The organism is Paraburkholderia aromaticivorans (genome assembly GCF_012689525.1).
GTDB classification, from domain to species: domain Bacteria; phylum Pseudomonadota; class Gammaproteobacteria; order Burkholderiales; family Burkholderiaceae; genus Paraburkholderia; species Paraburkholderia aromaticivorans_A.
In genome coordinates this window covers 573534-598519 of the sequence record NZ_CP051516.1, presented here as the reverse complement: position 1 = coordinate 598519, position 24986 = coordinate 573534, and the positions used below count along the sequence as shown (strand labels likewise).

27 protein-coding genes, 1 tRNA gene and 1 riboswitch are annotated in these 24986 nt (G+C 62.9%); of the genes, 20 read left to right on the top strand and 8 right to left on the bottom strand.

Features of this window, described 5'->3' with window-relative positions; translation table 11 throughout:
* Positions 1-2 precede the first annotated feature (2 nt).
* From HF916_RS30745 to glyA, 6 genes are all read right to left on the bottom strand, one after another.
* Positions 3-572, bottom strand: a complete 570-nt coding sequence (locus HF916_RS30745; RefSeq protein WP_431311450.1) for a pilus assembly PilX family protein — start codon at positions 570-572, stop codon at positions 3-5.
* 47 nt (positions 573-619) lie between these two features.
* A complete protein-coding gene (locus tag HF916_RS30740) occupies positions 620-1432 on the bottom strand; it encodes a PilW family protein (RefSeq protein ID WP_168792654.1) in 813 nt (270 codons plus the stop codon).
* Positions 1429-1875, bottom strand: a complete 447-nt coding sequence (locus tag HF916_RS30735; RefSeq protein ID WP_168792653.1) for a type IV pilus modification PilV family protein — start codon at positions 1873-1875, stop codon at positions 1429-1431. Before HF916_RS30735 ends, HF916_RS30740 begins: the two co-directional genes overlap by 4 nt.
* On the bottom strand, positions 1872-2432 hold the full coding sequence (locus tag HF916_RS30730; RefSeq protein ID WP_240975757.1) for a GspH/FimT family pseudopilin: 561 nt from the start codon (positions 2430-2432) through the stop codon (positions 1872-1874). Before HF916_RS30730 ends, HF916_RS30735 begins: the two co-directional genes overlap by 4 nt.
* Before the next feature lie 204 nt (positions 2433-2636).
* Positions 2637-3119 carry a transcriptional regulator NrdR gene (nrdR, locus tag HF916_RS30725; protein WP_012431825.1) on the bottom strand — a complete coding sequence of 161 codons (483 nt, stop codon included), beginning with the start codon at positions 3117-3119 and terminating at the stop codon, positions 2637-2639.
* A gap of 6 nt (positions 3120-3125) precedes the next feature.
* Positions 3126-4373: a serine hydroxymethyltransferase gene (glyA, locus tag HF916_RS30720; protein WP_168792651.1), complete on the bottom strand. Its 1248-nt coding sequence runs from the start codon at positions 4371-4373 to the stop codon at positions 3126-3128.
* A gap of 166 nt (positions 4374-4539) precedes the next feature.
* Positions 4540-4648, bottom strand: a riboswitch (ZMP/ZTP riboswitch).
* A 241-nt stretch (positions 4649-4889) separates the two neighbouring features.
* Here glyA and ydfG point away from each other — a divergent pair.
* From ydfG to HF916_RS30665, 11 genes are all read left to right on the top strand, one after another.
* Positions 4890-5636, top strand: a complete 747-nt coding sequence (gene ydfG / locus HF916_RS30715) for a bifunctional NADP-dependent 3-hydroxy acid dehydrogenase/3-hydroxypropionate dehydrogenase YdfG (RefSeq protein WP_168792650.1) — start codon at positions 4890-4892, stop codon at positions 5634-5636.
* A 70-nt stretch (positions 5637-5706) separates the two neighbouring features.
* Positions 5707-6186, top strand: coding sequence for a tol-pal system-associated acyl-CoA thioesterase (gene ybgC / locus HF916_RS30710; RefSeq protein WP_168795700.1), 480 nt, complete (start codon positions 5707-5709; stop codon positions 6184-6186).
* A gap of 155 nt (positions 6187-6341) precedes the next feature.
* Entirely contained in the window at positions 6342-7019 is a 678-nt protein-coding gene (gene tolQ, locus HF916_RS30705; protein WP_074285341.1) for a protein TolQ, read from the top strand.
* Between the two features lie 10 nt (positions 7020-7029).
* Complete coding sequence (gene tolR / locus HF916_RS30700; protein ID WP_168792649.1) at positions 7030-7476, top strand: protein TolR; 447 nt, start codon at positions 7030-7032, stop codon at positions 7474-7476.
* Entirely contained in the window at positions 7473-8492 is a 1020-nt protein-coding gene (gene tolA / locus HF916_RS30695) for a cell envelope integrity protein TolA (RefSeq protein ID WP_168792648.1), read from the top strand. Before tolR ends, tolA begins: the two co-directional genes overlap by 4 nt.
* Positions 8493-8595: 103 nt before the next feature.
* Positions 8596-9888: a Tol-Pal system beta propeller repeat protein TolB gene (gene tolB, locus HF916_RS30690; RefSeq protein ID WP_168792647.1), complete on the top strand. Its 1293-nt coding sequence runs from the start codon at positions 8596-8598 to the stop codon at positions 9886-9888.
* A gap of 32 nt (positions 9889-9920) precedes the next feature.
* On the top strand, positions 9921-10430 hold the full coding sequence (pal, locus tag HF916_RS30685; RefSeq protein WP_035552920.1) for a peptidoglycan-associated lipoprotein Pal: 510 nt from the start codon (positions 9921-9923) through the stop codon (positions 10428-10430).
* Between the two features lie 19 nt (positions 10431-10449).
* On the top strand, positions 10450-11199 hold the full coding sequence (ybgF, locus tag HF916_RS30680; protein WP_168792646.1) for a tol-pal system protein YbgF: 750 nt from the start codon (positions 10450-10452) through the stop codon (positions 11197-11199).
* 183 nt (positions 11200-11382) lie between these two features.
* Positions 11383-11458, top strand: a tRNA-Lys gene (locus tag HF916_RS30675).
* A gap of 448 nt (positions 11459-11906) precedes the next feature.
* Positions 11907-12272: a hypothetical protein gene (locus HF916_RS30670; RefSeq protein WP_168792645.1), complete on the top strand. Its 366-nt coding sequence runs from the start codon at positions 11907-11909 to the stop codon at positions 12270-12272.
* Positions 12273-12507: 235 nt separating this feature from the next.
* Entirely contained in the window at positions 12508-13320 is an 813-nt protein-coding gene (locus HF916_RS30665) for a mechanosensitive ion channel family protein (protein ID WP_168792644.1), read from the top strand.
* Between the two features lie 129 nt (positions 13321-13449).
* Here the strand turns inward: HF916_RS30665 and HF916_RS30660 are convergent, their stop codons facing one another.
* On the bottom strand, positions 13450-14121 hold the full coding sequence (locus tag HF916_RS30660) for a VTT domain-containing protein (protein WP_168792643.1): 672 nt from the start codon (positions 14119-14121) through the stop codon (positions 13450-13452).
* A 206-nt stretch (positions 14122-14327) separates the two neighbouring features.
* Here HF916_RS30660 and mutL point away from each other — a divergent pair, with 206 nt between their 5' ends.
* Both mutL and miaA read left to right on the top strand, forming a co-directional pair.
* Positions 14328-16388, top strand: coding sequence for a DNA mismatch repair endonuclease MutL (mutL, locus tag HF916_RS30655; protein WP_168792642.1), 2061 nt, complete (start codon positions 14328-14330; stop codon positions 16386-16388).
* 45 nt (positions 16389-16433) lie between these two features.
* Positions 16434-17381 (top strand): tRNA (adenosine(37)-N6)-dimethylallyltransferase MiaA, encoded by a 948-nt coding sequence (miaA, locus tag HF916_RS30650; protein WP_168792641.1) that lies wholly within the window; start codon positions 16434-16436, stop codon positions 17379-17381.
* A 72-nt stretch (positions 17382-17453) separates the two neighbouring features.
* Here miaA and purM read toward each other — a convergent pair whose 3' ends face one another.
* A complete protein-coding gene (purM, locus tag HF916_RS30645; RefSeq protein ID WP_168792640.1) occupies positions 17454-18521 on the bottom strand; it encodes a phosphoribosylformylglycinamidine cyclo-ligase in 1068 nt (355 codons plus the stop codon).
* A gap of 110 nt (positions 18522-18631) precedes the next feature.
* On the opposite strand from purM, the gene HF916_RS30640 reads away from it, so the two are divergent.
* From HF916_RS30640 to panB, 7 genes are all read left to right on the top strand, one after another.
* A complete protein-coding gene (locus HF916_RS30640) occupies positions 18632-19708 on the top strand; it encodes an AI-2E family transporter (RefSeq protein ID WP_168792639.1) in 1077 nt (358 codons plus the stop codon).
* Positions 19709-19780: 72 nt separating this feature from the next.
* Positions 19781-20542, top strand: coding sequence for a DnaA regulatory inactivator Hda (hda, locus tag HF916_RS30635; RefSeq protein WP_168792638.1), 762 nt, complete (start codon positions 19781-19783; stop codon positions 20540-20542).
* Positions 20535-21221, top strand: coding sequence for an HAD family hydrolase (locus HF916_RS30630; RefSeq protein ID WP_168792637.1), 687 nt, complete (start codon positions 20535-20537; stop codon positions 21219-21221). Before hda ends, HF916_RS30630 begins: the two co-directional genes overlap by 8 nt.
* Positions 21218-22801 carry a polynucleotide adenylyltransferase PcnB gene (pcnB, locus tag HF916_RS30625; RefSeq protein ID WP_168792636.1) on the top strand — a complete coding sequence of 528 codons (1584 nt, stop codon included), beginning with the start codon at positions 21218-21220 and terminating at the stop codon, positions 22799-22801. The genes HF916_RS30630 and pcnB overlap by 4 nt, the downstream gene beginning before the upstream one ends.
* 48 nt (positions 22802-22849) lie before the next feature.
* The gene (folK, locus tag HF916_RS30620) at positions 22850-23398 is read left to right on the top strand and encodes a 2-amino-4-hydroxy-6-hydroxymethyldihydropteridine diphosphokinase (protein WP_168792635.1); all 549 of its coding nucleotides are present in this window, start codon (positions 22850-22852) and stop codon (positions 23396-23398) included.
* A complete protein-coding gene (locus HF916_RS30615; RefSeq protein WP_168792634.1) occupies positions 23395-24075 on the top strand; it encodes a deoxynucleoside kinase in 681 nt (226 codons plus the stop codon). The genes folK and HF916_RS30615 overlap by 4 nt, the downstream gene beginning before the upstream one ends.
* Before the next feature lie 39 nt (positions 24076-24114).
* The gene (panB, locus tag HF916_RS30610; RefSeq protein ID WP_168792633.1) at positions 24115-24930 is read left to right on the top strand and encodes a 3-methyl-2-oxobutanoate hydroxymethyltransferase; all 816 of its coding nucleotides are present in this window, start codon (positions 24115-24117) and stop codon (positions 24928-24930) included.
* The last annotated feature ends 56 nt before the right edge of the window (positions 24931-24986 follow it).

Sequence of the window (24986 nt, the reverse complement as noted above, 5' to 3'; positions counted from 1 at the left end):
CGTCAAAAGGGCCTGGCGGCAATGCGGCGCCAATGACGTTCGATCTTCCCGCCGTCGATCACCAGTTCCATCTGCAGCCATACCTGCGACTCGCTGGCGCGGCCGAAACCGCGCGAAGTCAATAAATACGCCCTGGCATCGGCACGAGTGGCGAGACGCCAGGCCTCGATCAGACATTGCGGCGCGCGCAGCGATCCTGGCCATTGCGCCACGGGTGTGACGGCGCCTGCTTCGAATGCAGCTGCGAGTTTCCATTGCGCCGGCGCACCGGACGCGGCCGGCAGCGGTGCTGTGGACTGCGCGCTGGCAGCCGCGATGACACTGCGGGCGCATAAGGTCAGCGCCGAATCCGCGGCGTGAAAGGCCTGCAAGTACTCGCGAACGTTAGTGGTGCCACGCGCCGCCGCGAGCGATGTTTCGAACCAGACTGCGGAAGTGACCAGCATCATTGTTGAAATCAGCAGGACGATCGGCAGGACCATGCCTCGTTGCCTGGTGCGTGGCGCGTTGCACCGCGTTCGACTAAGGCCTGCCGGGTTTGCCGGGTTTGCCAGATGACCGTGACGTCTCATGCGCTTCCCCTGCGTGCGGCTCGGCTGCTTTTCCCTTCGTGGTTTCGTCACAGCGAATCCTCCGCGTGATTGCGTATCGCCACACGCCGCGAGAACGCCTGGCGAGGTCGTGAATCCGCAGCGAGAGCGCTCACGCCATCGCAATCGATATAGCGCGAACGCTGTTGTCCCCGTGGCGCGCCGCGTACAAGCACGCAAAGATCGACGGCGACGATCTTCGCCCATTGATCGGCCGTCACGGCCGACGCGTCGATCGCGGCCAGCCCATCGGCTAGCCAGTACTTGATCCGCAAACGCTCGATGCCTTCGACCAGCGGCTGCGCGGATCCCGTCTTGCCGTTGCCCTCGCAGTAAAGTTCCGGCTCACCGGTCGAACCGCTGACCCTCGCGAAGTACCGGTTGACGACCGGGACGCCCTGGTCGCCGAGTGCGGCGCTGCTGCCAGACACGGCCTGTCCGAGACAGTCGGTTGTTTGCCCGCTGGTCGATGGCCATGTGGAGACGTTGTCACCGACATAACGGACCGCGATGCCGTCCGAGTGACTGGGCAAGGTCTCGCAGGCGAGGCTATCGTCGGCGCCGGTCGGGCGGCCGCCCGAGCATCCGAACATCGGCGGCGGACTGTTGTACCGCGCAATGTCCGCGGGGACGAAGCCGGCCATTTGCAATTGCTGGCCAATCAGCGTCAGCGCAGTCAGACCGGCTTCGCGAATCCGCATCGCATCACTCGCGCGTTCGAATGCGCTCCGCTGCGTCGTATAGAGCGAGACGGCACCCGCAGTCACCAGCAGCCCCAGCGCCATGGCGATCACGAATTCGACCAGGGTATGGCCGTAAGCAGGATTCGAACGCCGCGTCATTTCGCAAACGCCAACACCACGCACGACGAGCCCACGGGCAGATCCGCGCCGGCGCAGGACGCGGGCTTGTCGATCACGTCGTCGGAACGTGGCAAGTCGCGCAGTGATGTCCATGTCACACGGGCAGCCGACACACCGCCGATGTCATCCACCGAGGCTTCGCCATGCGGCAAAAGTGTCGCTGCCCGCGCGCTCCATTGCCTGACTGCGGAGTCGCCCGAGGTGGGAGCGCACATCGCCTCCGCGACGGAATCGGCTATCCAGGCGGCATGTTCGCGCAGGGACATCGCGCGGGCTTCGCGCGCGGTCCATAACTGACCGGCGATCAAGCCTAGCGCCGTGACCGCCATCAACGCGACGGCCAGCATGACTTCGATCAATGAGCTGCCGCCACATTTGGACTTGCAGCGGCGCGAGTGCGGAGTCTGCGAATATCGGCTCATGACGCTGCTCCGCATGCGCCCTCGACGATCCGCGCGCGGCCGCCCGCTGCGATGCGAATGCAGCGTCGCCACTTGTCCCCTTGCGTCGCCCTCGACGGCGTACGCGGCGCGATGTCAAAACTGCGAAAGGTGCCGATTAATTGCCCCGCCGGCGGCGTGAACGTGAGGTTCGTCTGCGTGCTGACGATGCTCACGGCCGCAAGCAGAGGTTGCGCACGCAATAGCGATAGCGTGCCGCCTCGGTCGGCCAGCACGGCCCAACCGCACGACCAGTCAGCGACGCCATTGCCGCACGGCTGCCCCGCGGCAAGACAATGCCGCGCGGCGTCGATGCGGCACACGGTGACGCGCGCGCCTCGGCGTAACGCTTCACTGCGCGCATAAGCGAGCGTCGAGGCAAGCGCCTTCGCGCGGGCGTCGACCTGATCTCGCACGTACCACGCCACGAACGACGGCGTGGCCATCACAGCGACCACGGCCAGCAGCGCGACAACGGCCAGCGTTTCGACAAGCGTGAAGCCACGGTATCGCGGCGGACGGACTGCATTCCGATTCATCTGCATCCCTGATCGATTCGAAGAATGCAGCCAATCTAGCGATTTGCAAGTCGCCCAACAATCGGCCGAACGGCCAGGTGGCACTCAGACGCTATCCCGCGCAAAAATGCACGCGACGAACCTTAACGGCAGCGGGAGATACGGATGCGCGAAACAACGCGGAACAAAACGGCGATTCAAACGCAACGCGCGATGCGACTGCGTTCAGCGTTTGCGGGAAGGCTTGGGAGGAGAAGAGGCGCGGCGAAATTCTTCGATCACGTCTTCGAATTCGGAGACGTCTTCGAAGCGCCGGTAGACGGAAGCAAAACGAACGTAGGCAATGGTATCGAGCGCACGCAACTCGTTCATCACGAGTTCGCCGAGGCGCTCGCTGCGCACTTCGCGCTCACCGCTGCCGAGCAACAGATACTCGATGCGGGCAACCGCCGCGTCGATCGCGTCCGCTGCCACCGGGCGCTTGCGCAGCGCCAGTTGCATGCTCGCGACGATCTTGCGGCGGTCGAACTCGGTGCGGCTGCCGTCCTTCTTGACGACCGACGGCAACGCCAGCTCGACCCGCTCATACGTCGTGAAACGTTTGTCGCAGGCCGGGCAGCGGCGGCGCCGGCGAATCGTCGCGCCGTCTTCGGATACGCGCGAGTCGACGACTTGCGTATCGGCGTGACGGCAGAAGGGGCAGTGCATGGCGGCTTAGCGGTAAACCGGGAAGCGTTGGGTCAACTCAGCGACTTGCCCGCGCACACGTTCGATCGTGGCGGCGTCTTCCGGGTTGTCCAGCACGTCGGCGATCAGATTGCCCACCTGCTCGGCTTCCTTGACGCCGAAGCCGCGCGTGGTCATGGCCGGCGAGCCGAGACGCACGCCACTCGTCACGAACGGCTTTTCCGGATCGTTCGGAATCGCGTTCTTGTTGACGGTGATGTGAGCGGCGCCGAGCGCGGCTTCCGCGGCCTTGCCGGTGATCTTCTTCGCGCGCAGGTCGACGAGCATCACGTGGCTTTCGGTGCGGCCCGACACGATGCGCAGACCGCGCTTGACCAGCGTCTCAGCCAGCACGCGCGCGTTTTCGACGACCTGTTGCTGATATTCCTTGAATTCCGGCGACAGCGCTTCCTTGAACGCAACGGCCTTGCCGGCGATCACATGCATCAGCGGACCGCCTTGAATGCCGGGGAAGATTGCCGAGTTGATCTGCTTTTCGAACTCGGCCTTCATCAGGATCACGCCGCCGCGCGGGCCGCGCAGGCTCTTGTGCGTGGTGGTGGTGACGAAATCGGCGTGTGGCACCGGGTTCGGATAGACGCCCGCGGCGATCAGACCAGCGTAATGCGCCATGTCGACCATGAAGTACGCGCCAACCGACTTGGCGATTTTCGACATGCGTTCGAAATCGATACGCAGCGAGAACGCGGAGGCGCCCGCCACGATCAGCTTCGGCTTGTGTTCCTGAGCAAGCTTTTCCGCAGCGTCGTAGTCGATATCTTCGGCTTCGTTCAGGCCGTAGCTGACCACGTTGAACCACTTGCCCGACATGTTGACCGGCGAACCGTGCGTGAGGTGGCCACCGTGCGCGAGGCTCATGCCCATGATCGTGTCGCCCGGCTTGAGCATGGCGAAGAACACGCCCTGGTTGGCCTGCGAGCCGGAGTTCGGCTGCACGTTCGCGGCTTCGGCGCCGAACAGTTGCTTCACACGGTCGATTGCCAGCTGTTCGGCCACGTCGACGTACTCGCAGCCGCCGTAATAGCGCTTGCCCGGATACCCTTCAGCGTACTTGTTCGTGAGTTGCGAGCCTTGCGCAGCCATGACAGCCGGGCTCGTGTAGTTTTCCGACGCGATCAGTTCGATATGCTCTTCCTGACGGCGGTTTTCCTGCTCGATGACTTTCCAGAGTTCAGGATCGACGTTGGCGATGGTGCTTTGGGCTCTGTCAAACATACGGATTCCGTTGAATGTGTTCAGGTTGACCGGATCGTGCGCCGAATCTTGCGTAGAGGGTACGCAGCGCTGCTGGCGGCTGGGCCAGCCCTGACGTGGCGGATGGAGAGTCGCCGCACACGCGAGGCAGGACAGCCACCGTCAGCGCAGATCAATGCGCGCGGATCACGGCTGCCCAGGCGAACGGCAAAACGGCACCCTGCGCTTCACGGTGGGTTGTTCCACCTTGAACCCGGTTGCTTGAACCGGTTCTATCGCCAGTCACGCAGGGATGAGCGCGTTAGTTTATTGGAAGAGGATCGAATAGGCAACCAGCTTCCGGCCGCTCCCGCGGGCGCCCGCCAGACGGGCCGCAGAGCCGTCTTATCCGGCGCACAAACGTCTGAGGAAAATCCTACGGAAACTCGCGGCGCATCCCTGCCACGGCCTCTTGTACGGTTGGTTCATCCTTGCCGCAGCGCCGCAATGGAAGTAGGCTTGGGGCCTTTCTCTCTTACCAGCCTGGGAACCACTGCAATGATCGTGTTCGTCACCGGAGCGTCCGCGGGATTCGGCGCCGCCATCGCTCGCGCCTTCGTCAAAGGCGGCCATCGTGTCGTCGCCACCGCTCGCCGCAAGGACCGCCTGCAAGAGCTCGCCGACGAACTCGGCGACGCGCTTCTGCCGTACGAGCTCGACGTGCGCGACCGCGCCGCCGTCGAAGCCGTGCCGGCCTCGCTGCCGGCCGATTTCGCCGCAATCGATGTGCTGGTCAACAATGCCGGCCTCGCGCTCGGCGTCGAACCGGCGCAAAAAGCGAGTCTCGACGAATGGAACACCATGATCGAGACCAACTGCACAGGGCTCGTTCAAGTCACGCACGCCCTCCTGCCCGGCATGGTGGAACGCAATCGCGGCCACATCTTCAATCTGGGTTCGGCGGCTGGCAGTTGGCCTTACGCGGGCGGCAACGTGTACGGGGCCACCAAAGCGTTCGTGCATCAGTTCAGCCTGAATCTGCGTGCCGATGTCGCCGGCACGGCGCTGCGGGTGACGAACATCGAGCCGGGCCTGTGCGGCGGTACCGAGTTCTCGAACGTGCGTTTTCGCGGCGACGATGCAAAGGCCGGCAAGATGTATGAAAACGTGCAGCCGCTGACGCCTGAAGACATTGCCGACTCGATTTACTGGATCGCCACGCGCCCGGCGCACGTCAACATCAACACGATCGAACTGATGCCGGTGGCTCAATCGTTCTCCGCTTTATCCGTCCATCGCGGCTGAAATCCCGGCTGAGGCCCGCCGGACGGGGCACACATCTTGAAACAGACCTAGGGGTGTGCGTTCCGGTAAAATGCGCCGCATGAATATGTCGACCAGCCAGCCCGGCGCGGAAATCGGCTACACGTGGCCGATCCGCGTGTACTACGAAGATACCGACGCCGGCGGCATCGTGTTTTACGCGAACTACCTGAAGTTTTTTGAACGAGCGCGCACCGAATGGCTGCGCGCGTGCGGCGTCGACCAGAATCGGCTCGCGGACGAAGCGGGTGCGATTTTCATCGTCCGCAGCACCGCGGTCGATTATCGGGCGCCGGCCCGGCTAGACGACGTGGTCAACGTGGTCTGCCGGATCGAGCGGCTCGGCAGAGCGTCGGTTGATTTCGCGCAGGAAGCGTGGCGGGACGGCACGCTGCTTGCTACCGGTTCCATCCGGGTCGGCTGCGTGGACCGCATTGCGCTGCGGCCGGCCGCGATTCCTCCGCCGGTTCTCGCCGCCTTGCGGCGCGGGCCGGGCGTGAGCGAGCCAGGCGTGTCAACGAACAATGACTGAACCCCGTTGTTACGGGGCCAGTGAACTCGTAACGATCAAGCAACACAAAGCATGGTTCGGCTTGCAATATCGCCGATGCTTCCGTTTTGCTCACGGCAAGCTTCGAGCGGCCTTGCAGCCGGACGCCCCCTTCCGGGACGTTAAAACGAACCTTTATGAACACTACACAAGATCTGTCGATCATTTCACTCGTACTCAACGCGAGCCTGCTGGCGCAGGCTGTCATGGCTCTGCTGTTGTTGTTGTCGCTGTTGTCGTGGACTTTCATCTTCCGCAAGTGGTTTGCGATCCGCAGGGCGCGCGCGCAAACTGAACGTTTCGAACGCGATTTCTGGTCGGGCGGCGACCTGCAGGCGCTGTACCAGAGCGCCGCGAACAACCGTCACACGATCGGTGCGCTGGAACGGATTTTCGAATCCGGCATGCGCGAATTCCTGAAAGGCAAGGAAAAGCGTCTGAACGATTCGGGCGCGATTCTCGACGGCGCACGGCGCGCCATGCGTGCCGCGTTCCAGCGTGAAATGGACGTGCTCGAAGCCAATCTCGCGTTTCTCGCGTCGGTCGGCTCGGTCAGCCCGTATATCGGTCTGTTCGGCACGGTGTGGGGGATCATGAATGCGTTCCGCGGCCTCGCCAACGTGCAGCAGGCCACGCTGGCCAACGTCGCGCCGGGTATTGCCGAAGCGCTGACCGCCACCGCGATCGGCCTGTTCGCTGCGATTCCGGCCGTGGTTGCCTACAACCGCTACGCGCACGACATCGACCGTCTGGCAATCCGCTTCGAGACTTTCATCGAAGAGTTCTCGAACATCCTGCAGCGCCAGGCACAGTAAGGAGTCCACGATGGCAGGCTCTCGCTCCTCCAGCATGCGCGGCAGCCGCTCGCGCCGCGCGATGGCCGACATCAACGTCGTGCCGTATATCGACGTGATGCTCGTGCTGCTCGTGATCTTCATGGTGACCGCGCCGCTCGTGGCACCGTCGATCGTCAATCTGCCGACCGTCGGCGGAGCGGCGCCGCAGCAGCAAACACCGCCCGTGATCGTGAACATTCGCGCGGACGGCAACATGAGCGTCAAATACAAGGACGATTCGGGCGCGCAACAGCAGCAGAACATGACGAAAGCGGATCTGAACGGCTTCATCGCCGATCGCGCGCAATCGCATCCTGATCAGCCCGTCGTGATCGCCGCCGACAAGACCGTCAAGTACGAAGTCGTGATGAACGTGATGTCCGAGCTGAAAGCCCGCGGCGTCAAGCGCGTTGGATTGCTCGTCAAATCGCAATGATCCGCAAGAATTCCGAATACCCGCTCCAGCCACCGCGTGAACGCGGCACCGGGCGAGCCTTTGCGTTCGCGCTGGTGATGCACGCGCTGCTCGGGTTCTTCCTGTATCACGGCATTCAGTGGCAAAACAGCACACCGGAAGGCGCGGAAGCGGAGCTGTGGACCGAAATACCCGATACGGCGATCCCCCGTCCCGTTCCGCCGCCGCCCGTGCCGGTGGCCCCTCCTCCGCCGGTGCGCGACGAACAGGCCGACATCGCGTTGCAGGAAAAGAAGCGTCAGCAGCAGCAAGCGGCTCGCGAGGCGCAGTTGGCTGAACAGCAACGTCAGCAGAAGCTGCAGGCGCAGCAGGAAGCCGAGGCGAAGCGTCAGCAGCAACTTGCTGCTGACCAGGCTGCGCAACTCGCCGCGCAGAAATCTGCGGCGGCCAAACAGAAGCAGCAGCAGCAACAGCAGGCCGACAAGCAGAAGCAACAGCAATTGGCTGAGCAGCAAAAGCAACAGCAGTTGAAAGAACAGCAGCAGGTACAGCAGAAGCAAGCCGAAGCTGAAGCGCAGAAGAAGGCCGACGCGCAGAAAGCTGCGAAGGCCAAGGCGCAAGCCGATGCCGCGGCACAAGCGAAGAAAGTGGATGCGGAACGTCGCGCACGTCTCGCGCAGATGCAAGGCCTCGCGACCGGCGGCACCGGCTCGACCACCAGCGACGGGCTTGGCAAGAGCGGCACGGGCAGTGGTTCGGGCGGCACGGCCGCATCGCCTGGGTTTAACGACAAAGTACAACGACGCGTTCACCCGAACGTCATCTGGTCAGGGCCGACCGAAGGGCTTGCAACCGAGATATCCGTGCGTTGCGCTCCGTCGGGCACCATCCTTAACGCAGCGATCAAGCGAAGCAGCGGCAACCCTGAATGGGACGCCGCCGCGCTCCGCGCAGTTCGGCAGTCCGACCCGTTGCCACAAGACACGGATGGAAAGACACCTGCAAGCTTTACGATAAGAATGGTACCTGCAGGGTAGTTGCAGGCACCGTAAGCCGCGTGCATGGGAACGATTCTGGCATTCCCGAGTCTTTCAGCTGTCGATAACCGTTCAAATTTTGTTTTTTGGGAACCCATACAGCATGAGTTTGATGACCAAGCTAGGCCTACGGACACTCGTGGCGTCGTGCCTTATTGCCGTCGGCGGTGCCGCACACGCCGAACTAACAGTCCTCGTGACAGGCGTCGGGTCCACCCAGTTTCCGATCGCAACGGCGAATTTCGCCAATGAAGCGAACTCGCCGCAGCAGGTCAGCACGATCGTGCGTCAGGATCTGCAACGCAGCGGCAAATTCACGAACATCGACGCGGGCTCCACGCCGATTTCCGAAACGGATTCCGTCGACCTCGGCAGCTGGAAGGCCAAGGGCGCGAACGCGTTCGTGTCGGGCAGCGTGAACCGCCTGCCGAACGGCCAATACGAAGTGCGCTTCAAGCTGTACGACACCGTCAAGGGCGAAAGCCTCGGCGGCCTCGTGCTGGTGAGCCCCGAAAGCGGCTTGCGCATGAGCGCGCACAAGGTCGCGGACTACATCTACGCGAAGCTGATGGGCGGCCGCGGCGCGTTCGCCACGCGTCTGTCGTACGTCATCCAGACGGGCGGCCGTTATCAGTTGCAGATCTCCGATTCGGACGGCCAGGACGCGCACATCGCGCTGTCGAGCCCCGAGCCGATCATCTCGCCGGCATGGTCGCCTGACGGCACCAAGGTTGCTTACGTTTCGTTCGAAAAGAAGAAGCCGATCGTCTACATCCACGATCTGCCTACGGGCCGTCGCGTGGTCGTTTCGGACCAGAAGGGCAACAATAGTGCGCCGGCGTGGTCGCCGGACGGACGCACGCTGGCGGTCGCGCTCTCGCGCACCGGCAACACGCAGATTTTCGCCGTCAATGCGGACGGCAGCGGCCTGCGCCGTCTCACGCAAGGCAGTTCGATCGACACCGAACCGTGCTTCTCGCCTGACGGCCAGTCGATCTATTTCACCAGCGACCGTGGCGGCCAACCGCAGATCTACAAGATGTCGGCCCAGGGCGAAAACTCCGGCGCCGCGCAGCGCGTCACGTTCACGGGCAGCTACAACACCAGCCCGCGCGTAAGCCCGGACGGCAAACAGCTCGCTTATATTTCGCGTGTCGGCGGCGGGTTCAAGCTGTATATCCAGGACCTGCAAGGCAACACCGCCACAGGCCTGACGGACACGACACATGACGAATCGCCGAGCTTCGCGGCGAACGGTCAGTACATTCTTTACGCCACACAGGTGAACGGCCGTGGCGTGTTGGCCGCAGTATCGACCGACGGTCGCACTCGGCAGGTCCTGTCCGTTCAGGGTGGCAGCGTACGCGAGCCATCCTGGGGCCCGTTTATGCAATAACGTTTCTGCAATAACACAAGGAGAGTACTCAAATGATGTCAAAACTTCGCTTCGCTTTCGCCGTATTGATGGTCGGTGCGCTGGCCGCATGTCACTCGGGCGTCAAGCTCGACGAAAACGCTAACAAGGGCGGCGCAGTGTCGACGCAGCCGAACCCGACCGATGTCGCACAGGTCAATGTCGACCCGCTGAACGATCCGAACAGCCCGCTCGCCAAGCGCAGCATCTACTTCGACTTCGACAGCTACTCGGTCAAGGACGACTATCAATCGCTGCTGCAACAACACGCGCAATACCTGAAGAGCCATCCGCAACGCCACGTCCTGATTCAGGGCAACACCGACGAACGCGGCACCAGCGAGTACAACCTGGCACTCGGCCAGAAGCGTGCTGAAGCGGTGCGCCGTTCGCTGTCGCTGATGGGTGTGACGGACTCGCAAATGGAAGCCGTGAGCCTCGGCAAGGAAAAGCCGCAAGCTACGGGTCATGACGAATCGTCGTGGGCACAAAACCGCCGCGCCGACCTCGTGTACCAACAGTAAGTAACGGGTGATGAGCCGAATGACGCATCGTTTCTCCTGGCTGCGGTTTGCCGCAGCGGCCTGCGTCGCAGGCACGGCCTTCGCGGCTGTGCCCGCGCATGCGGGCATCTTCGACGACGATCAGGCCCGTCAGGCCATTCTCGATCTGCGTTCGAAGACCGATAGCCTGTCGAGTCAGTTGTCGGCCGCGCAGCGCACCATCCTCGATCAGTCCAACCGTCTCGACCAGTTGAATCAGCAGGTCGCCACATTGCGTGGACAGAACGAGGACATGGGCAATCAGCTCACCACGCTGCAAAAGCAGCAAAAGGACTACTACACCGATCTGGACACGCGCCTGAAGAAATTCGAGCCGCAGCAGCAGACGGTGGACGGCGTCCAGGGCGAGGTGCAGCCGGGTGAGACGGAGTCGTTCAACGCGGCTTCACAGCAGTTCCGCAACGGCGACTTCAAGAATGCGGCGGCGTCGTTCCGCACTTTCATCTCCAAGTTCCCGAACAGCCCTTACCAGCCGACCGCGCAGTACTGGCTCGGCAACGCGCTGTATGCCTTGCGCGACTACAAGGGTTCGACGGCGACCTGGCAGGGTGTGGTGCAGAAATATCCGCAGCATCCGCGGGCGCCGGAAGCGCTGCTGGCCATTGCTAACAATCAGCTCGAGCAAGGTCAGAAGGCCGCGGCCAAGAAGACGCTGGAGCAGATCGTCGCGCAATACGGCGGCTCGGACGTCGCGCAGTCGGCCCAGAGCAAGCTGTCGCAGATCAAGTAGTTCATACTGGTTGAGTAGCTGGCAGTAACGCGTAGTGTCCGACGTCATAGCCACGCGCGCCTCTCGCTGGAAAGCCCGGGTAGCAATGCCCGGGCTTTTCACTATCTGAAGTGCGAATACCTTGGATGGCCGCGATGGGTTGACAGCCTGTCGAGGCTATCGCTATAATTTCGCTTCTCTTTTGGGTCGTTAGCTCAGCTGGTAGAGCAGCGGACTTTTAATCCGTTGGTCACAGGTTCGAATCCCGTACGGCCTACCAAAAGATTCAAGGGCTTGCACGCGTTAGCGTGCGAGCCCTTTTCTTTTTGCGGCTCGGGTTGCGCGATGCAACCCCGCGTGGCGCTGCTGCCGTCACCGGCAAGTATGGCTTTTTACGCCCACCTCTCCCGCACTCCCTCCTCTTGCGCGCATCAACACCCAAAAAGTCACGCAAGAACGCTCGCGAAATTTATATCACAGCTACATATAATTGCCGATCAGGCCGCAGACATTTCCCGCAACACTCGCCACCATTTCCCGCGACAAGACCGGCGTTTTCCCGCACCAACGCTATCGGTACAGACAGGAAACAACGGACTCCGAACTGGACATTTATTGAGACATAAAGACGTGCAATGATCGCCGCCGGTTCAGCGAAACACGCTGCGACTCTGCGTGAGCAGACTCTTTGGCAATGCCGCAGCCCCCCGCGCTTTCATTTCACCGATATGACCAACTTTCTGTTCGACCTGTTCTCGAACCTGGCTTTGCTTGCCTTCGTGCTGGCCGTCTGTCACCTGTGCAATCGCCTGATCCCCGGCGCTTCGCTCAATGGCTCGCATATATTCGCCGCGCTGGCATCGGTCGCATTCCTTCTCGATGCCGCGCTGACCTTTTTAGTGTTCGCCGACTCGCAGAGCCGCTACGGTCAGTTCAGCACATCGACTGCCTTCTTCGAGCGCGGCGGCGCGTACCTGCTCGCGATCATCGCCGCTTTCACGTGGCGTTGTGTCGCGCGCGGCGCGAAAGTCAGTACCGGCAAAGCGCTCGTCATCCACACTTCGCCGTATTCGAAATCGAATCTGCCGATGTAAGGCACGGCAAGCGCCATCTCATCGAACGCGTCCGCCGAACCGCCTGCTTTTCCCGCCAGATACGCCAGATGAGCAACTGGAACGGTCCTTGCGGATGCCCGCGCCGTCGCCTATAACTTCCGAAGACCGAGTGTTACCCCGAGTTACCGTTTGCGCCCGTCGCCGAGCATTGGCTCGCTGTATTGCACCACCGCTGTTCAATCAGTCGAAGGCAACTCACCCAACGAGGAACATCTTGGATCTCGAAACCGTACGCGTCTTCATCATGACCCGAGGCATCGACCTCGGCACCAAGGTCGTCGGGGCGATCGTTCTTTGGATCGTCGGCCGTTGGCTCATCGGCCTGATCACCGGCTTACTGCGCAAGGTGCTGGCGCGCAACGGCCGGGTCGATCCCACGCTGGCGCATTACCTCGGCTCAATTCTCGGCGCACTGCTGAACCTGCTGCTGATCCTGGCGATCCTGCAGGTGTTCGGTGTCCAGACGACGTCGTTCGCCGCGCTGCTCGCCGGCTTGGGCCTCGCCATCGGCACCGCCTGGGGCGGCCTGCTTGCCCACTTCGCGGCGGGCGTATTCATGCAGGTATTGCGCCCGTTCAAGGTCGGCGATTTCGTCACCGCGGGCGGCGTCACCGGCACGGTTTCGGAGTTGGGTCTGTTCGGCACGACCATCGTGACGCCGGACAACGTCACGGCCATCGTCGGCAACAACAAGATCTTTTCCGACACGATCTCGAACTACAGCATCCTGCCCGTGCGGCGCGTTGAGCTCACGGCGAAGATCGCCAACGGCGTCGATCCGACCGACGCGATGAACCGGTTAAAGGCGGCCGTCACGCAGATTTCGAATGTGGCCGAGAGTCCCGCGCCGGACATTGAAGTGCTGAGCTTCACGCCGGAAGGCCCCCTGCTTTGCGTGCGGCCTTACACGAGCAATGAGCACTATTGGCAGGTCTACTTCGACACCAATCGCGCGATCATCCAGACGTTCAAGGAAGCCGGCTACCCGACGCCGGAAACGCCGCTGGCGCCGCGTGTGGTGACCTGAACATCGTCGCGCGACGCGGCTCTCGCCGCACGGTCAATTGTTAAATCGACGAGATTCAGAAGTACCAAACGAAACGGCGTCGCGAGATTCGCGACGCCGTTGTTCATTTAGCTAGACCAGGCTCGACTGTCAGCGGTTCGCTGCGTTGGACGCGTTCTTGCGCACCATCTTCCACAGTGCGCCGAGCACGAGCGGCACCACCGCCGCGCCAATCCCGACCAGCGCGATAACATTCAGATGGTCACGCAGCAGCGGAACATTGCCGAATGCATATCCCAACAATGTCAGCAACAACACCCAAAGAAACGCGCTGAGAACGTTAAATAACTGGAAGCGGCTCACCGTCATTGCCGAAGCGCCCGCCACGAACGGCGCGAAGGTACGCACGACAGGAATGAAGCGCGCCAGTACGATGGTCTTGCCGCCGTGCTTCTCGTAGAAGTTATGCGTCTTCTGCAAGGCGGCACGATCAAGAAAGCGCTCCAGTATGGGAATGTGCGAGTTGAACACTCGCGGCCCGATAGCCCGCCCGATCATGTAGTTGACGGTATTGCCGCCGATCGCCGCTACCAGCAGCAGCACGATTAAAAGACCGAGGTTCATTTCGTGACTCGCGCACAACGCGCCGCCGATGAACAGCAGCGAATCGCCCGGCAGAAACGGCAGGATGACCAGCCCGGTTTCGCAGAACACGATCAGAAACAGCACTGCGTAGACCCAGGCGCCGTATACATGAATGAAGTCTCCGAGGAACTTGTCGATATGCAAGACAAGGTTGACGAAATGTAGCAACGTGTCCAAAGAGAATCCTTTATGAAGCGAATATGACGATGGCAAGAACAGCCGTGTGAACAGGCCTGTTGGCGATGGCGGCAAGCGCTCACTCGCCGCCGGAAATTGACCGCGTCATGATACAGAAAGTGCCCGGCCGCAATTAAAAATCTCCCTCGCGTGCGTGCGCTTACGCGCGCTGCAGGCTTGCCGCGCCGAATCGCTATAATTTCGCCATGTCCGAATTCTCCGAAACGCCTGCCGGCCTCGACGCCGCGGCCGCGATTTCCGCCGCCGCGCCCGCCCCACGCCCGTTACGCGCGATCCAGCCCCTTCCCGATCAGTTGATCAGCCAGATCGCCGCCGGCGAAGTGGTCGAGCGGCCGGCCTCGGTCGTCAAGGAACTGCTGGAAAATGCACTCGATGCGGGCGCGCAGTCGCTGCGCATCCTGCTCGACGAAGGCGGCGTCAAGCGCATCTCGATCACCGACGACGGCTGCGGCATTCCCGAAAACGAACTCGCGCTAGCGCTGATGCGTCATGCGACCAGCAAAATCCGCTCGCTCGCCGAGTTGGAAGCCGTCGCTACGCTGGGGTTTCGAGGCGAGGCACTGGCCTCGATCGCCTCGGTCGCGCAGATGACCATCACGAGCCGCACGGCCGACGCGGCACACGCGGTGCGGGTGGATGCGGAAACCGGCGTGCTGAGCCCGGCGGCGGGCACTCAGGGCACCACGATCGAAGTCCGCGAGTTGTACTTCAATACGCCGGCGCGCCGCAAGTTTTTGAAGAGCGAGCAGACCGAACTCGGCCATTGTCTCGAACAGATCCGCCGCGCGGCGCTAGCGCGGCCGGATGTCGCGATTTCGGTGCTGCATAACGGCAAGGCGGTCGAACACTGGAACGCCAGCGAACCGCCTGTGCGGGTCGCAAAGATTCTCGGCGATACGTTCGCGACGGCCCATCTGCCGCTCGACGAATCCGCCGGACCGCTTGCCGTATATGGTTGCGCGGGTCTGCCGACCGCGAGCCGCGGGCGGGCCGATCAGCAGTATTTTTTCGTCAACGGCCGCTTTGTGCGCGACAAGCTGCTCACGCACGCCGTGCGCGCCGCTTATGAAGATGTCTTGCACGGCGAGCGCTATCCGTCCTATGTGCTGTTCCTCGATCTGCCGCCTGAAGCGGTCGATGTGAACGTGCATCCGTCGAAGATCGAAGTGCGGTTTCGCGATTCGCGCTCGATCCATCAGTTCGTCTTCCACGCCGTGCAGCGCGCGTTGGCGCGGCATGCGGGCGCATCGCCGGAAACGACGGCGGGCGGCCATGCGGCGCATCTGGAGCCCACGGCCGGCGGACCGGCTTCGTTCGGCGCGACGCCGCTGGCTGGCGCGGGCGGCGGCGCCAGTTTTGGTGCGGGCAACGGCGCAGGCGGCTTCGGCGGCGGCTTCGGCGGAGCATCAAGCGGCGGCTTCGGATCGTCGCAGCAAGGCCAGCCGGGCAACACGTGGATGCGCCAGGCGCGCATGACGCAAGGCACGCTGCCGGTCGCGCAACCGCTCGCGTTTTACGACGCGCTCTTCGGCCGCAAAGACACCAACGCCGGTACAGCGGAAGGCGCCACGCTGTTCGAGGCGCGCGATTCGGCCGCCGAATCACCGTCGCCGTACAACGCGTCCGCGCCCTACCCGGCGCCCGCTTTCCATGCCGCCGACGAGCAACCGCTCGGCTTCGCGCTCGGCCAGATCCATGGCATCTATGTGCTGGCGCAGAACGCGCACGGTCTGGTGATCGTCGACATGCACGCCGCGCACGAGCGCATTCTGTACGAGCAGTTCAAGAACGCACTGGCCGATCGCACGATTGCCGTGCAGCCGCTGCTGATCCCGCAATCGATGCAGGCCGACCCGATCGAGATCGGCACCGTGGAAGAAGAGCGCGACACGCTCGACGCGCTCGGTTTCGACCTCGCCGTGCTGTCGCCCACCACGCTCGCGATCCGCGCCGTGCCGGCGCTGCTGAAAGACGCCGATCTGCAAGTGCTGGCGCGCGCGGTCCTGTCCGACCTGCATGCGTTCGGCGGCTCACGCGTGTTGACCGAGCGTCAGCACGAACTGCTCGGCACGCTCGCCTGCCATCACGCGGTGCGCGCGAACCGTCGTCTGACGCTCGATGAAATGAACGCGCTGCTGCGTCAGATGGAAGCCACCGAGCGCGCCGATCAATGCAATCACGGGCGTCCCACGTGGTATCAATTGACGCTGTCCGATCTCGATCGGCTGTTCATGCGCGGTCAATGACGTGACGCTGCTTCGACGCGTACCCGCTTGCCCATGACCGCGCACATGACGTCGCGCACGCCCACGCCGATCCCGTGCCTGCTCGGCCCGACCGCGTCCGGCAAAACCGCTGCGGCGCTGGCGCTCGCCGTGCGGCGTCCGGTGGAAATCATCAGTGTCGATTCAGCGCTGGTCTATCGCGAGATGGACATCGGCACGGCCAAGCCGACCGCTGAAGAACGCGCGGTGGCGCCGCATCATCTGATCGATATCGTCGATCCCACCGACGCCTATTCCGCCGCGCAATTTCGCGCCGACACCTTGCGGCTCACCGGCGAAATCCACGCGCGCGGGCGGCTGCCGCTGCTGGTCGGCGGGACCATGCTGTACTACAAGGCGCTCACGCAAGGGCTCAACGATCTGCCCGCCGCCGACGCGGATGTGCGCGCCACGCTCGATGCCGACGCCGCCCGCGAAGGCTGGCCGGCCCTGCATGCGCGGCTTGCCGCGATCGACCCCATAACGGCTGCGCGACTGGCGCCGAACGATTCGCAGCGGATTCAGCGGGCGCTCGAAGTTTTCGTGCTGACTGGACAGGCCATGTCCACCTTGCTGGCCGCGCCCGCCCGTCAGGATGACTCCGCGGCCGCGTGGCGCTTCGTGCCCATTGCGCTGGAGCCGTCCGACCGCAGCGTGCTGCATGCGCGCATCGAGAAGCGCTTCGATGCGATGCTGGCCGGCGGTTTCGTCGATGAAGTGGTGAAGTTGCGCGAACGCGGCGACTTATTGCCCGAGATGCCGTCCATGCGTTGCGTGGGCTACCGGCAAGTCTGGGAGTATCTGGATGGCGCGGTCGATTATTCGACCATGCGCGACAAAGGCGTCTTTGCGACGCGGCAGTTGTGCAAGCGACAGCTCACATGGCTGCGAAGCATGACAGAGCGGGTGGTGGTGGATTGCTGCGATCCGCACGCGACGGCGCGGGTGCTTGAAGCGATTGAGGCGTTGCTTTGAGATTGCTGCGAAGTTTTGAACCCGCGAGGTGAAGACTATTCTCACACCACGCGGGTCCCAAAAGCTTTTGCTTTAGACCACTACAGTCTGAGCTTCACCGGCCGCGCTGTCGCGAATCACGCCGATCTTCCAGACTTGCTCGCCGGCTGCCGACAGCGAACCGATCGCCGCATCAGCATCCGCAGCCGACACGACCACCGCCATGCCAATACCGCAGTTGAACACGCGATGCATTTCCGCATCCGCCACGCCACCATGCTTTTGCAGCCACGAGAACAGCGGCGGCAACGGCCAGCCACGATGGTCCAGCTCAGCCGTCAGGCCTTCACGCAACACGCGCGGAATATTCTCGACCAGGCCACCACCGGTGATGTGCGCCATGCCCTTGACGGCGATCTGCTGCATCAGCGCCAGCAACGGCTTCACATAAATATGCGTAGGCGCCATCAGCGCATCAGCGAGCGACCGGCCGTCGAAATCCGCGTTCAGATCCGGCTGCGCGCGCTCGATGATCTTGCGCACCAGCGAAAACCCGTTCGAATGGATGCCGCTCGAAGCCAGACCCAGCACGATGTCGCCGGGGGCGATGGTGCTACCGTCGATAATCTTGCTCTTTTCAACCGCGCCGACCGCGAAACCGGCCAGATCGTACTCGCCGTCGGGGTACATGCCCGGCATTTCCGCCGTCTCGCCGCCGATCAGCGCGCAGCCCGACAGTTCGCAGCCATGCGCGATACCCTTCACGACCGTTGCCGCCGTGCTCACGTCCAGCTTGCCGCAGGCGAAATAATCGAGGAAGAACAGCGGCTCGGCGCCCTGCACGAGAATGTCGTTCACACTCATGGCCACCAGATCCTGGCCAACGGTGTCGTGTTTGTTCAGTTGAAAGGCGAGACGCAGCTTGGTGCCGACGCCGTCGGTGCCGGACACCAGCACCGGCTCCTTATACTTCTTCGGCACTTCGAACAGCGCGCCGAACCCGCCGATGCCACCCAGCACGCCGTCGCGCATCGTCTTTTTGGCAAAGGGCTTGATCGCGTCGACAAGCGCGTCGCCCGCGTCGATGTCCACGCCGGCGTCGCGATACGACAGACCTTGGGCCGAATCAGTTGAATTCGGGGCGGATTTCGGTTGATTCATGGGGAAGAGCTCGAAGGTCGGTAAAATGCGATTTTACCCGATGCCGGCCCGCTGGCTGGAATTTGAATCATCCTGACTGATCCGGTCGCGACGACACCTGGGAAACAAACTTGCAAGAGAACTCCTCGATACTGACGCCTGTTCAGCGCCGCGCCTTCATCTGGCTGGCTATCGCGCTGGGTGTCGGCATTCTGCTCTGGCTGCTGAGTCCGGTCCTCACGCCGTTTCTGCTCGGCGCGATTCTCGCGTACATTCTGCAGCCGGGCGTGGCGTGGATGGTGCGCCGGCGCGTGCCGCGCAGTCTGGCCGCCTTGCTGATGATGCTGCTGTTCACGCTCGTGATGACGCTGCTCGTGCTGCTGGTTCTGGCTGTCATCCAGAAAGAAGCGCCGCAACTCAAGCAACAGGTGCCTGTATTCTTTGCACACGTGAACGCCTGGCTGCAACCCAAGCTGGCCATGCTGGGACTCGCCGATTCGCTCGATTTCGCCAGCATCCGCGATCTCGTCATGGGGCAACTGGAAGGCAGCGCGCAAACCGTTGCGCTTTACGCGTGGACCTATCTCCGCACGAGTAGCAACGTGATGATGGCCGTGGTCGGCAACTTCGTGCTGGTGCCGCTCGTGCTGTTCTATTTGTTGTACGACTGGAACCGCATGCTCGCCCGCACACAGAGCGTCGTGCCGCGCCGCTGGCTCGACAAGACGCTGCAGCTCGCGCGTGACATGGACCAGATGCTGTCGCAATACTTGCGTGGCCAGTTGCTCGTGATGGGCGTGCTGGCGGTGTTTTACGCGGTGGCGTTGACCATCGCGCGCTTCGAGATCGCGTTGCCGGTCGGTATTTTTACGGGGCTCGCGGTGTTCATCCCGTACATCGGCTTTGCAACCGGCCTCGCGCTGGCGCTGCTCGCGGCGCTGCTGCAATTCGGCGACTGGTACGGCTTCGGCGCGGTCGCGGTAATTTATGGTGTCGGCCAGATCCTGGAGAGCTTTTTTCTCACGCCGCGCCTTGTCGGTGAACGGATCGGCCTGCACCCGCTCGCGGTGATTTTCGCGTTGCTCGCGTTCGGCCAGCTGTTCGGCTTTTTCGGCGTCTTGCTGGCGTTGCCGGTCAGCGCGATTCTGTCGGTCGCCGTGCGCGAGTTGCGGCAAAGCTATCTAACGAGCACGCTCTATAACAACTGACTCGTCCTTGACTATTTCGGCCCGTCATACGGCCATTTGCGGCCCAAGCCTCATTTTCGGCATTCACCTACTGTGCTTCGTCAACTGACGCTCGATCTCGGCACCCCGCCGCCATCGACATTCGACAATTTCTTCGCCGGCGCCAACGCCGAGCTGGTCACGCGCCTGCGCGAGCTCGAGAACGCGCTCGCCGCCGGGCCGGTCGCCGATCGCACCTTCTACCTCTGGGGCGAGTCCGGCAGCGGCCGCACGCATCTGCTGCAGGCGCTCGTGCACGAAGCGTCGCCGGGGCACGCGCGTTTCGCCGGCCCGCAGAGCAGTCTCGCCGCGTTCAGCTTCGACCCGCGCGTCGCACTCTATGCAATCGACGATTGCGACGGCCTGTCGGCCGCGCAGCAGATCGCCGTCTTCAACCTGTTCAACGAAGTGCGCGCGCATCCCACCAGCGCGCTGGTCGCCGCGGGCAACGCGCCGCCCATCGGCATGACGGTGCGCGAGGATTTGCGCACGCGGCTCGGCTGGGGTCTCGTGTTCCATCTCGCGCCGCTGCCGGACGAAGGCAAGGCCGCGGTGCTGAAACACGCGGCGCGCGAGCGCGGCATCATGCTCGCCGACGACGTGCCGGCCTACCTGCTCACGCATTTTCGCCGCGATATGCCCAGTCTGATGGCGCTGCTCGACGCGCTCGACCGCTTCTCGCTCGAACAGAAACGCGCGGTCACGCTGCCGCTGTTGCGTACCATGCTGGCTTCGCCCGACGCCGAAGAACGGCGCGCCGGGCCGGCCTCATCCGCGTCGTCCGCCGCTTCAAGTAAAATAGGCCCCCATGGCTAACCTCGCACTCTTCGATCTCGACCACACGCTCATCCCCACCGACAGCGACCACGAATGGGGCCGCTTCATGGTGAAACAGGGCATGGTCGACGCCGAAAATTTCGCCCGTGAAAACGACCGCTTTTTTGCCGACTACAAAGCCGGCAAGCTCGACATTCACGCCTATCTGATCGCGATGCTCACGCCGCTTTCGAAGTACACGCGCGCGCAGCTCGCCGACCTTCACGCGCAGTACATGCACGAAGTCATCAAGCCGGCGATTTTCCCCGTCGCGCTGGAGCTGGTGAAGCAGCACCGCGAAGCCGGCGACCTGTGCTGCGTGGTCACCGCCACCAACGAATTCATCACCCGCCCGATCGCTCAGGCATTCGGCGTCGACGCGCTGATCGCCTGCGAAGCGGAAACCGTCGACGGCGAGCCGCATTCGCCGTACACCGGCCGCCCCACCGGCACGCCGAGCTACAAGGAAGGCAAGATCGTGCGCACCGAAGCGTGGCTCGCCTCGCTCGGCAAGACGTGGAGCGACTTCGAGCGCAGCTATTTCTATAGCGATTCGCACAACGACATTCCGCTGCTCGAAAAAGTCACGGACCCGATCGCGACCAATCCGGACGACACATTGCGTGCCCATGCGCAAGCCAAAGGCTGGCGCATCCTCGAACTCTTTCAACCCTCGTGATCAAAAAACTTATCCGCAAGCTATTCGGCCAGGACTCGGCGCCCGCTGAGGACAACCCGCCCGCCGAAGCCGAAGCAGACGAAACCGGCAGCACGCCGGCGCGCACAACGTCGAGCGCCAGCAAAGCGCGCCGCAAGCCCGCCCGCGCGCCCGTCAACACCGTGCGTGACCCGGACGTGCCGGTCATCATTCCGCACGACGTGCACGGCATCGACCAGGCGCTGATTTCGAGGAACGCGATTCGCGTGACCGAGGGTCTGCAACAGGCGGGGCACCGCGCGTTCATCGTCGGCGGTGCGGTGCGCGATCTGCTGCTCGGCATCAAGCCGAAAGACTTCGACGTCGCCACCGACGCCACGCCCGAACAGGTCCAGAAACTGTTCCGTCGCGCGCGCATCATCGGCCGGCGGTTTCAGATCGTGCACGTGCAGTTCGGCCAGGAAATCATCGAGACCTCGACGTTCCGCGCGCTGGTCGATCCGCCCGCGGCCGACGCGCCTCCGGCTCGCCGCCTGAAGCGCGACGAGCTCGACCGCCGCACGCACGCGGTGGACGCGAGCGGCCGCGTGCTGCGCGACAACGTGTGGGGCGAGCAGCATGAAGACGCCACGCGCCGCGACTTCACGATCAACGCGATGTACTACGATCCGGCCACGCAAACCGTGCTGGATTATCACAACGGCATGGCCGACATGCGCGCGCGTCTGTTGCGCATGATCGGCGACCCGGCCACGCGTTATCGCGAAGATCCGGTGCGCATGCTGCGCGTGGTGCGTTTCGCGGCGAAGCTCGACTTCGAGATCGAGGACAGCACCCGCGAGCCGATCGCCAACATGGCCGATCTGATCAACAACGTGCCCGCCGCGCGTCTCTTCGACGAGATGCTCAAGCTGATGCTGTCGGGCCACGCGCTCGCGTGTTTGAAACGCCTGCGCCAGGAAGGCCTGCATCATGGCCTGCTGCCTTTGCTCGACGTGGTGCTAGAGCAGCCCATCGGCGAAAAATTCATCACGCTCGCGCTGAACAACACGGATGCCCGTGTGCGTGCCGGCAAGCCGGTATCGCCGGGCTTCCTGTTCGCTACGCTGTTGTGGCACGACGTGCAGCAGCGCTGGCAAAAATTTGAAGCGAACGGCGAATATCCGGTACCCGCATTGCATCGCGCGATGGACGACGTCCTCGACATGCAAACGGAGAAACTCGCGATCCACAAGCGCTTCTCGTCGGATATGCGCGAGATCTGGGGCCTGCAGTTGCGCCTTGAAAAACGCTCCGGAAGAAGTGCGCTGAAGCTGCTGGAACACCAAAGATTTAGAGCGGGGTATGATTTCCTCCTGTTGCGCTGCGAATCGGGCGAACTCGATGAGTCGGTCGGCGCGTGGTGGACGGAGTTCATAGAAGGAGACATCGCCGCGCGTGAGGTATTGCTTACGCAAGGCGGGAAGGACCGAAGCCCCAGAAAACGGCGGCGGCGCAGCAGTGGCGGTAGAAACCGCAAGCCGGGGGACGGATTGGAGGGCGGCACGCCAGCCGAACGCACAGCCGACGACGCGGGCCATGACGGCTCGCACGAAGACTGACATGGCGTTGGCTGAAGCCGTCGAACGATAGTTGCAGGAAGTTATGCCATGACGGTTGCTTATCTCGGCCTCGGCGCGAATCTCGGGGACGCGCGCCAGACCCTGAAAGACGCGGTGGTGTGCCTCGCACAACAGCACACCATCTCCGTGCTCGCCAAGTCGAGCCTGTATCGCACTGCCCCGATCGACGCGGGCGGTGACGATTATTTCAACTGCGTCGTGAAGATCGATACGACGCTCCCCGTGCGGCATCTGCTTGCGCTGTGCCACAAGATCGAGCATCAGTTCGGCCGCGAGCGGCCGTTTCGCAATGCACCGCGCACGCTTGATCTGGACATCCTGCTGTTCGGCGATCAATCGATCGACGAAGCCGATCTGATCGTGCCGCATCCGCGTTTGATCGAACGCGCTTTCGCGCTGGTGCCGCTCGTCGAGATCGATCCCGCACTCGTGATCCCGCAACGCGGCCGCGCCGAAGCGCTGCTCAGCGGTGTGAGCGATCAGCGCATCGAGAAAGTGAAGGGGCCTTGCCAGTGCCCTATGCTCAATGCATTGACTAGCGACGAAAACACTCCGTCCAAGGGCGGTTGCGAATGAATTCAACGCCGCTCACCGTGACGGCGCCGCAACTGCGGCCTCCGTTCGGCTATCTTGCGATCGAAGGGCCGATCGGCGTCGGCAAGACATCGCTCGCACGACGCCTCGCGCAACGCTGGTCGATGCAGGAACTGTTCGAACGGCCGCAGGACAATCCCTTCCTCGAACGCTTTTATCGCGACACCGCGCGTTACGCGTTGCCTACGCAATTGCACTTCGCCTTGCAGCGCGCGCAGCAGGCTCAGGACGTGAGCGTGGCGCACGTCTCGGGCACGCCGCTGGTCGCCGATTTCATGACGCAGAAGAACGACATCTTCGCGCGTCTGACGCTACAGGAAGACGAGTGGCAGTTGTATCGCGCGCTCGCCGCGCGGATCGAAGTCAGTGCGCCGGCGCCGGACTTCGTGGTCTATCTGCAGGCGAGCCCGGAAGTGCTGTTCGCGCGTATCCAGAAGCGCGCGGTGCCGATGGAGCTGCAGATTTCCGACGCGTATCTGCACGCCCTGTGCGACTCGTACAACGAGTTTTTCTATCACTACGACCGCACGCCCGTGCTGACGGTCAACGCCGAACACCTGAATCCGCTCGACTCGGACGCGGACCTTGCGCTGCTCGCCGAACGCATCGAAACCATGCGCGGCCGCAAGGAATTCTTCGTCAAAGGCACGTCGCTGTAAGCGGCGCGGCCACCTCTCTTTTCTCAACGGATTGACCCCATGACCTATTTGCAGGAAGCGAGCCGGAACGCCATCACCGTGCCGAAACTGCAGGCAATGCGCGATGCCGGCGAAAAAATCGCCATGCTCACCTGCTACGACGCGAGCTTCGCCGCGCTGCTGGATCGCGCGGGCGTCGACGTGCTGTTGATCGGCGATTCGCTCGGCAATGTGCTGCAAGGCCAGACGACCACCCTACCCGTGTCGCTCGCCGACATCGCGTATCACACGACTAGCGTGGCGCGCGCGCGGCCCGCGGCGCTGATCGTGGCCGACTTGCCGTTCGGCACCTACGGCACGCCGGAAGACGCCTTCAGAAGTTCGGTGGAGTTGATGCGCGCCGGCGCGCAGATGGTGAAACTCGAGGGCGGCGAATGGCTCGCGGACACGGTGCGCTTCCTGGTGGAGCGCTCGATTCCCGTATGCGCGCACGTCGGTCTTACGCCGCAATCCGTGCATGCGTTCGGCGGCTTCAAGGTGCAAGGTAAAACTGAGGCGGGCGCGACGCAGTTGGTGCGCGACTCGCTCGCCGTGCAGCAGGCCGGCGCGCAATTGATCGTGATGGAAGCGATTCCGACGCTGCTCGCAAGCGACGTCACGAAGCAGTTGCGTATTCCGACGATCGGCATCGGCGCGGGCTTGGATTGCTCGGGTCAGGTGCTGGTGTTGCACGACATGCTGGGCATTTTTCCCGGCAAACGGCCGCGCTTCGTGAAGGATTTCATGCATGGGCAGCCGAGTATTCTGGCGGCTGTGGAAGCGTATGTGGCCGCGGTGAAGGATGGTTCGTTTCCTGGGCCGGAGCATACGTTCTGAGCTTCAGGCGATAACGCGTCGAACAAAACGGGCCTCTCCGTGCCCGTTTTGAGACC

Coding starts and splice junctions, on each gene's coding strand:
- HF916_RS30745 (WP_431311450.1), bottom strand. CDS start 572: ATGAGACGTCACGGTCATCTGGCAAACCCGGCAAACCCGGCAGGCCTT.
- HF916_RS30740 (WP_168792654.1), bottom strand. CDS start 1,432: ATGACGCGGCGTTCGAATCCTGCTTACGGCCATACCCTGGTCGAATTC.
- HF916_RS30735 (WP_168792653.1), bottom strand. CDS start 1,875: ATGAGCCGATATTCGCAGACTCCGCACTCGCGCCGCTGCAAGTCCAAA.
- HF916_RS30730 (WP_240975757.1), bottom strand. CDS start 2,432: ATGAATCGGAATGCAGTCCGTCCGCCGCGATACCGTGGCTTCACGCTT.
- nrdR (WP_012431825.1), bottom strand. CDS start 3,119: ATGCACTGCCCCTTCTGCCGTCACGCCGATACGCAAGTCGTCGACTCG.
- glyA (WP_168792651.1), bottom strand. CDS start 4,373: ATGTTTGACAGAGCCCAAAGCACCATCGCCAACGTCGATCCTGAACTC.
- ydfG (WP_168792650.1), top strand. CDS start 4,890: ATGATCGTGTTCGTCACCGGAGCGTCCGCGGGATTCGGCGCCGCCATC.
- ybgC (WP_168795700.1), top strand. CDS start 5,707: ATGCGCCGCATGAATATGTCGACCAGCCAGCCCGGCGCGGAAATCGGC.
- tolQ (WP_074285341.1), top strand. CDS start 6,342: ATGAACACTACACAAGATCTGTCGATCATTTCACTCGTACTCAACGCG.
- tolR (WP_168792649.1), top strand. CDS start 7,030: ATGGCAGGCTCTCGCTCCTCCAGCATGCGCGGCAGCCGCTCGCGCCGC.
- tolA (WP_168792648.1), top strand. CDS start 7,473: ATGATCCGCAAGAATTCCGAATACCCGCTCCAGCCACCGCGTGAACGC.
- tolB (WP_168792647.1), top strand. CDS start 8,596: ATGAGTTTGATGACCAAGCTAGGCCTACGGACACTCGTGGCGTCGTGC.
- pal (WP_035552920.1), top strand. CDS start 9,921: ATGATGTCAAAACTTCGCTTCGCTTTCGCCGTATTGATGGTCGGTGCG.
- ybgF (WP_168792646.1), top strand. CDS start 10,450: ATGACGCATCGTTTCTCCTGGCTGCGGTTTGCCGCAGCGGCCTGCGTC.
- HF916_RS30670 (WP_168792645.1), top strand. CDS start 11,907: ATGACCAACTTTCTGTTCGACCTGTTCTCGAACCTGGCTTTGCTTGCC.
- mutL (WP_168792642.1), top strand. CDS start 14,328: ATGTCCGAATTCTCCGAAACGCCTGCCGGCCTCGACGCCGCGGCCGCG.
- miaA (WP_168792641.1), top strand. CDS start 16,434: ATGACGTCGCGCACGCCCACGCCGATCCCGTGCCTGCTCGGCCCGACC.
- purM (WP_168792640.1), bottom strand. CDS start 18,521: ATGAATCAACCGAAATCCGCCCCGAATTCAACTGATTCGGCCCAAGGT.
- HF916_RS30630 (WP_168792637.1), top strand. CDS start 20,535: ATGGCTAACCTCGCACTCTTCGATCTCGACCACACGCTCATCCCCACC.
- folK (WP_168792635.1), top strand. CDS start 22,850: ATGACGGTTGCTTATCTCGGCCTCGGCGCGAATCTCGGGGACGCGCGC.
- HF916_RS30615 (WP_168792634.1), top strand. CDS start 23,395: ATGAATTCAACGCCGCTCACCGTGACGGCGCCGCAACTGCGGCCTCCG.
- panB (WP_168792633.1), top strand. CDS start 24,115: ATGACCTATTTGCAGGAAGCGAGCCGGAACGCCATCACCGTGCCGAAA.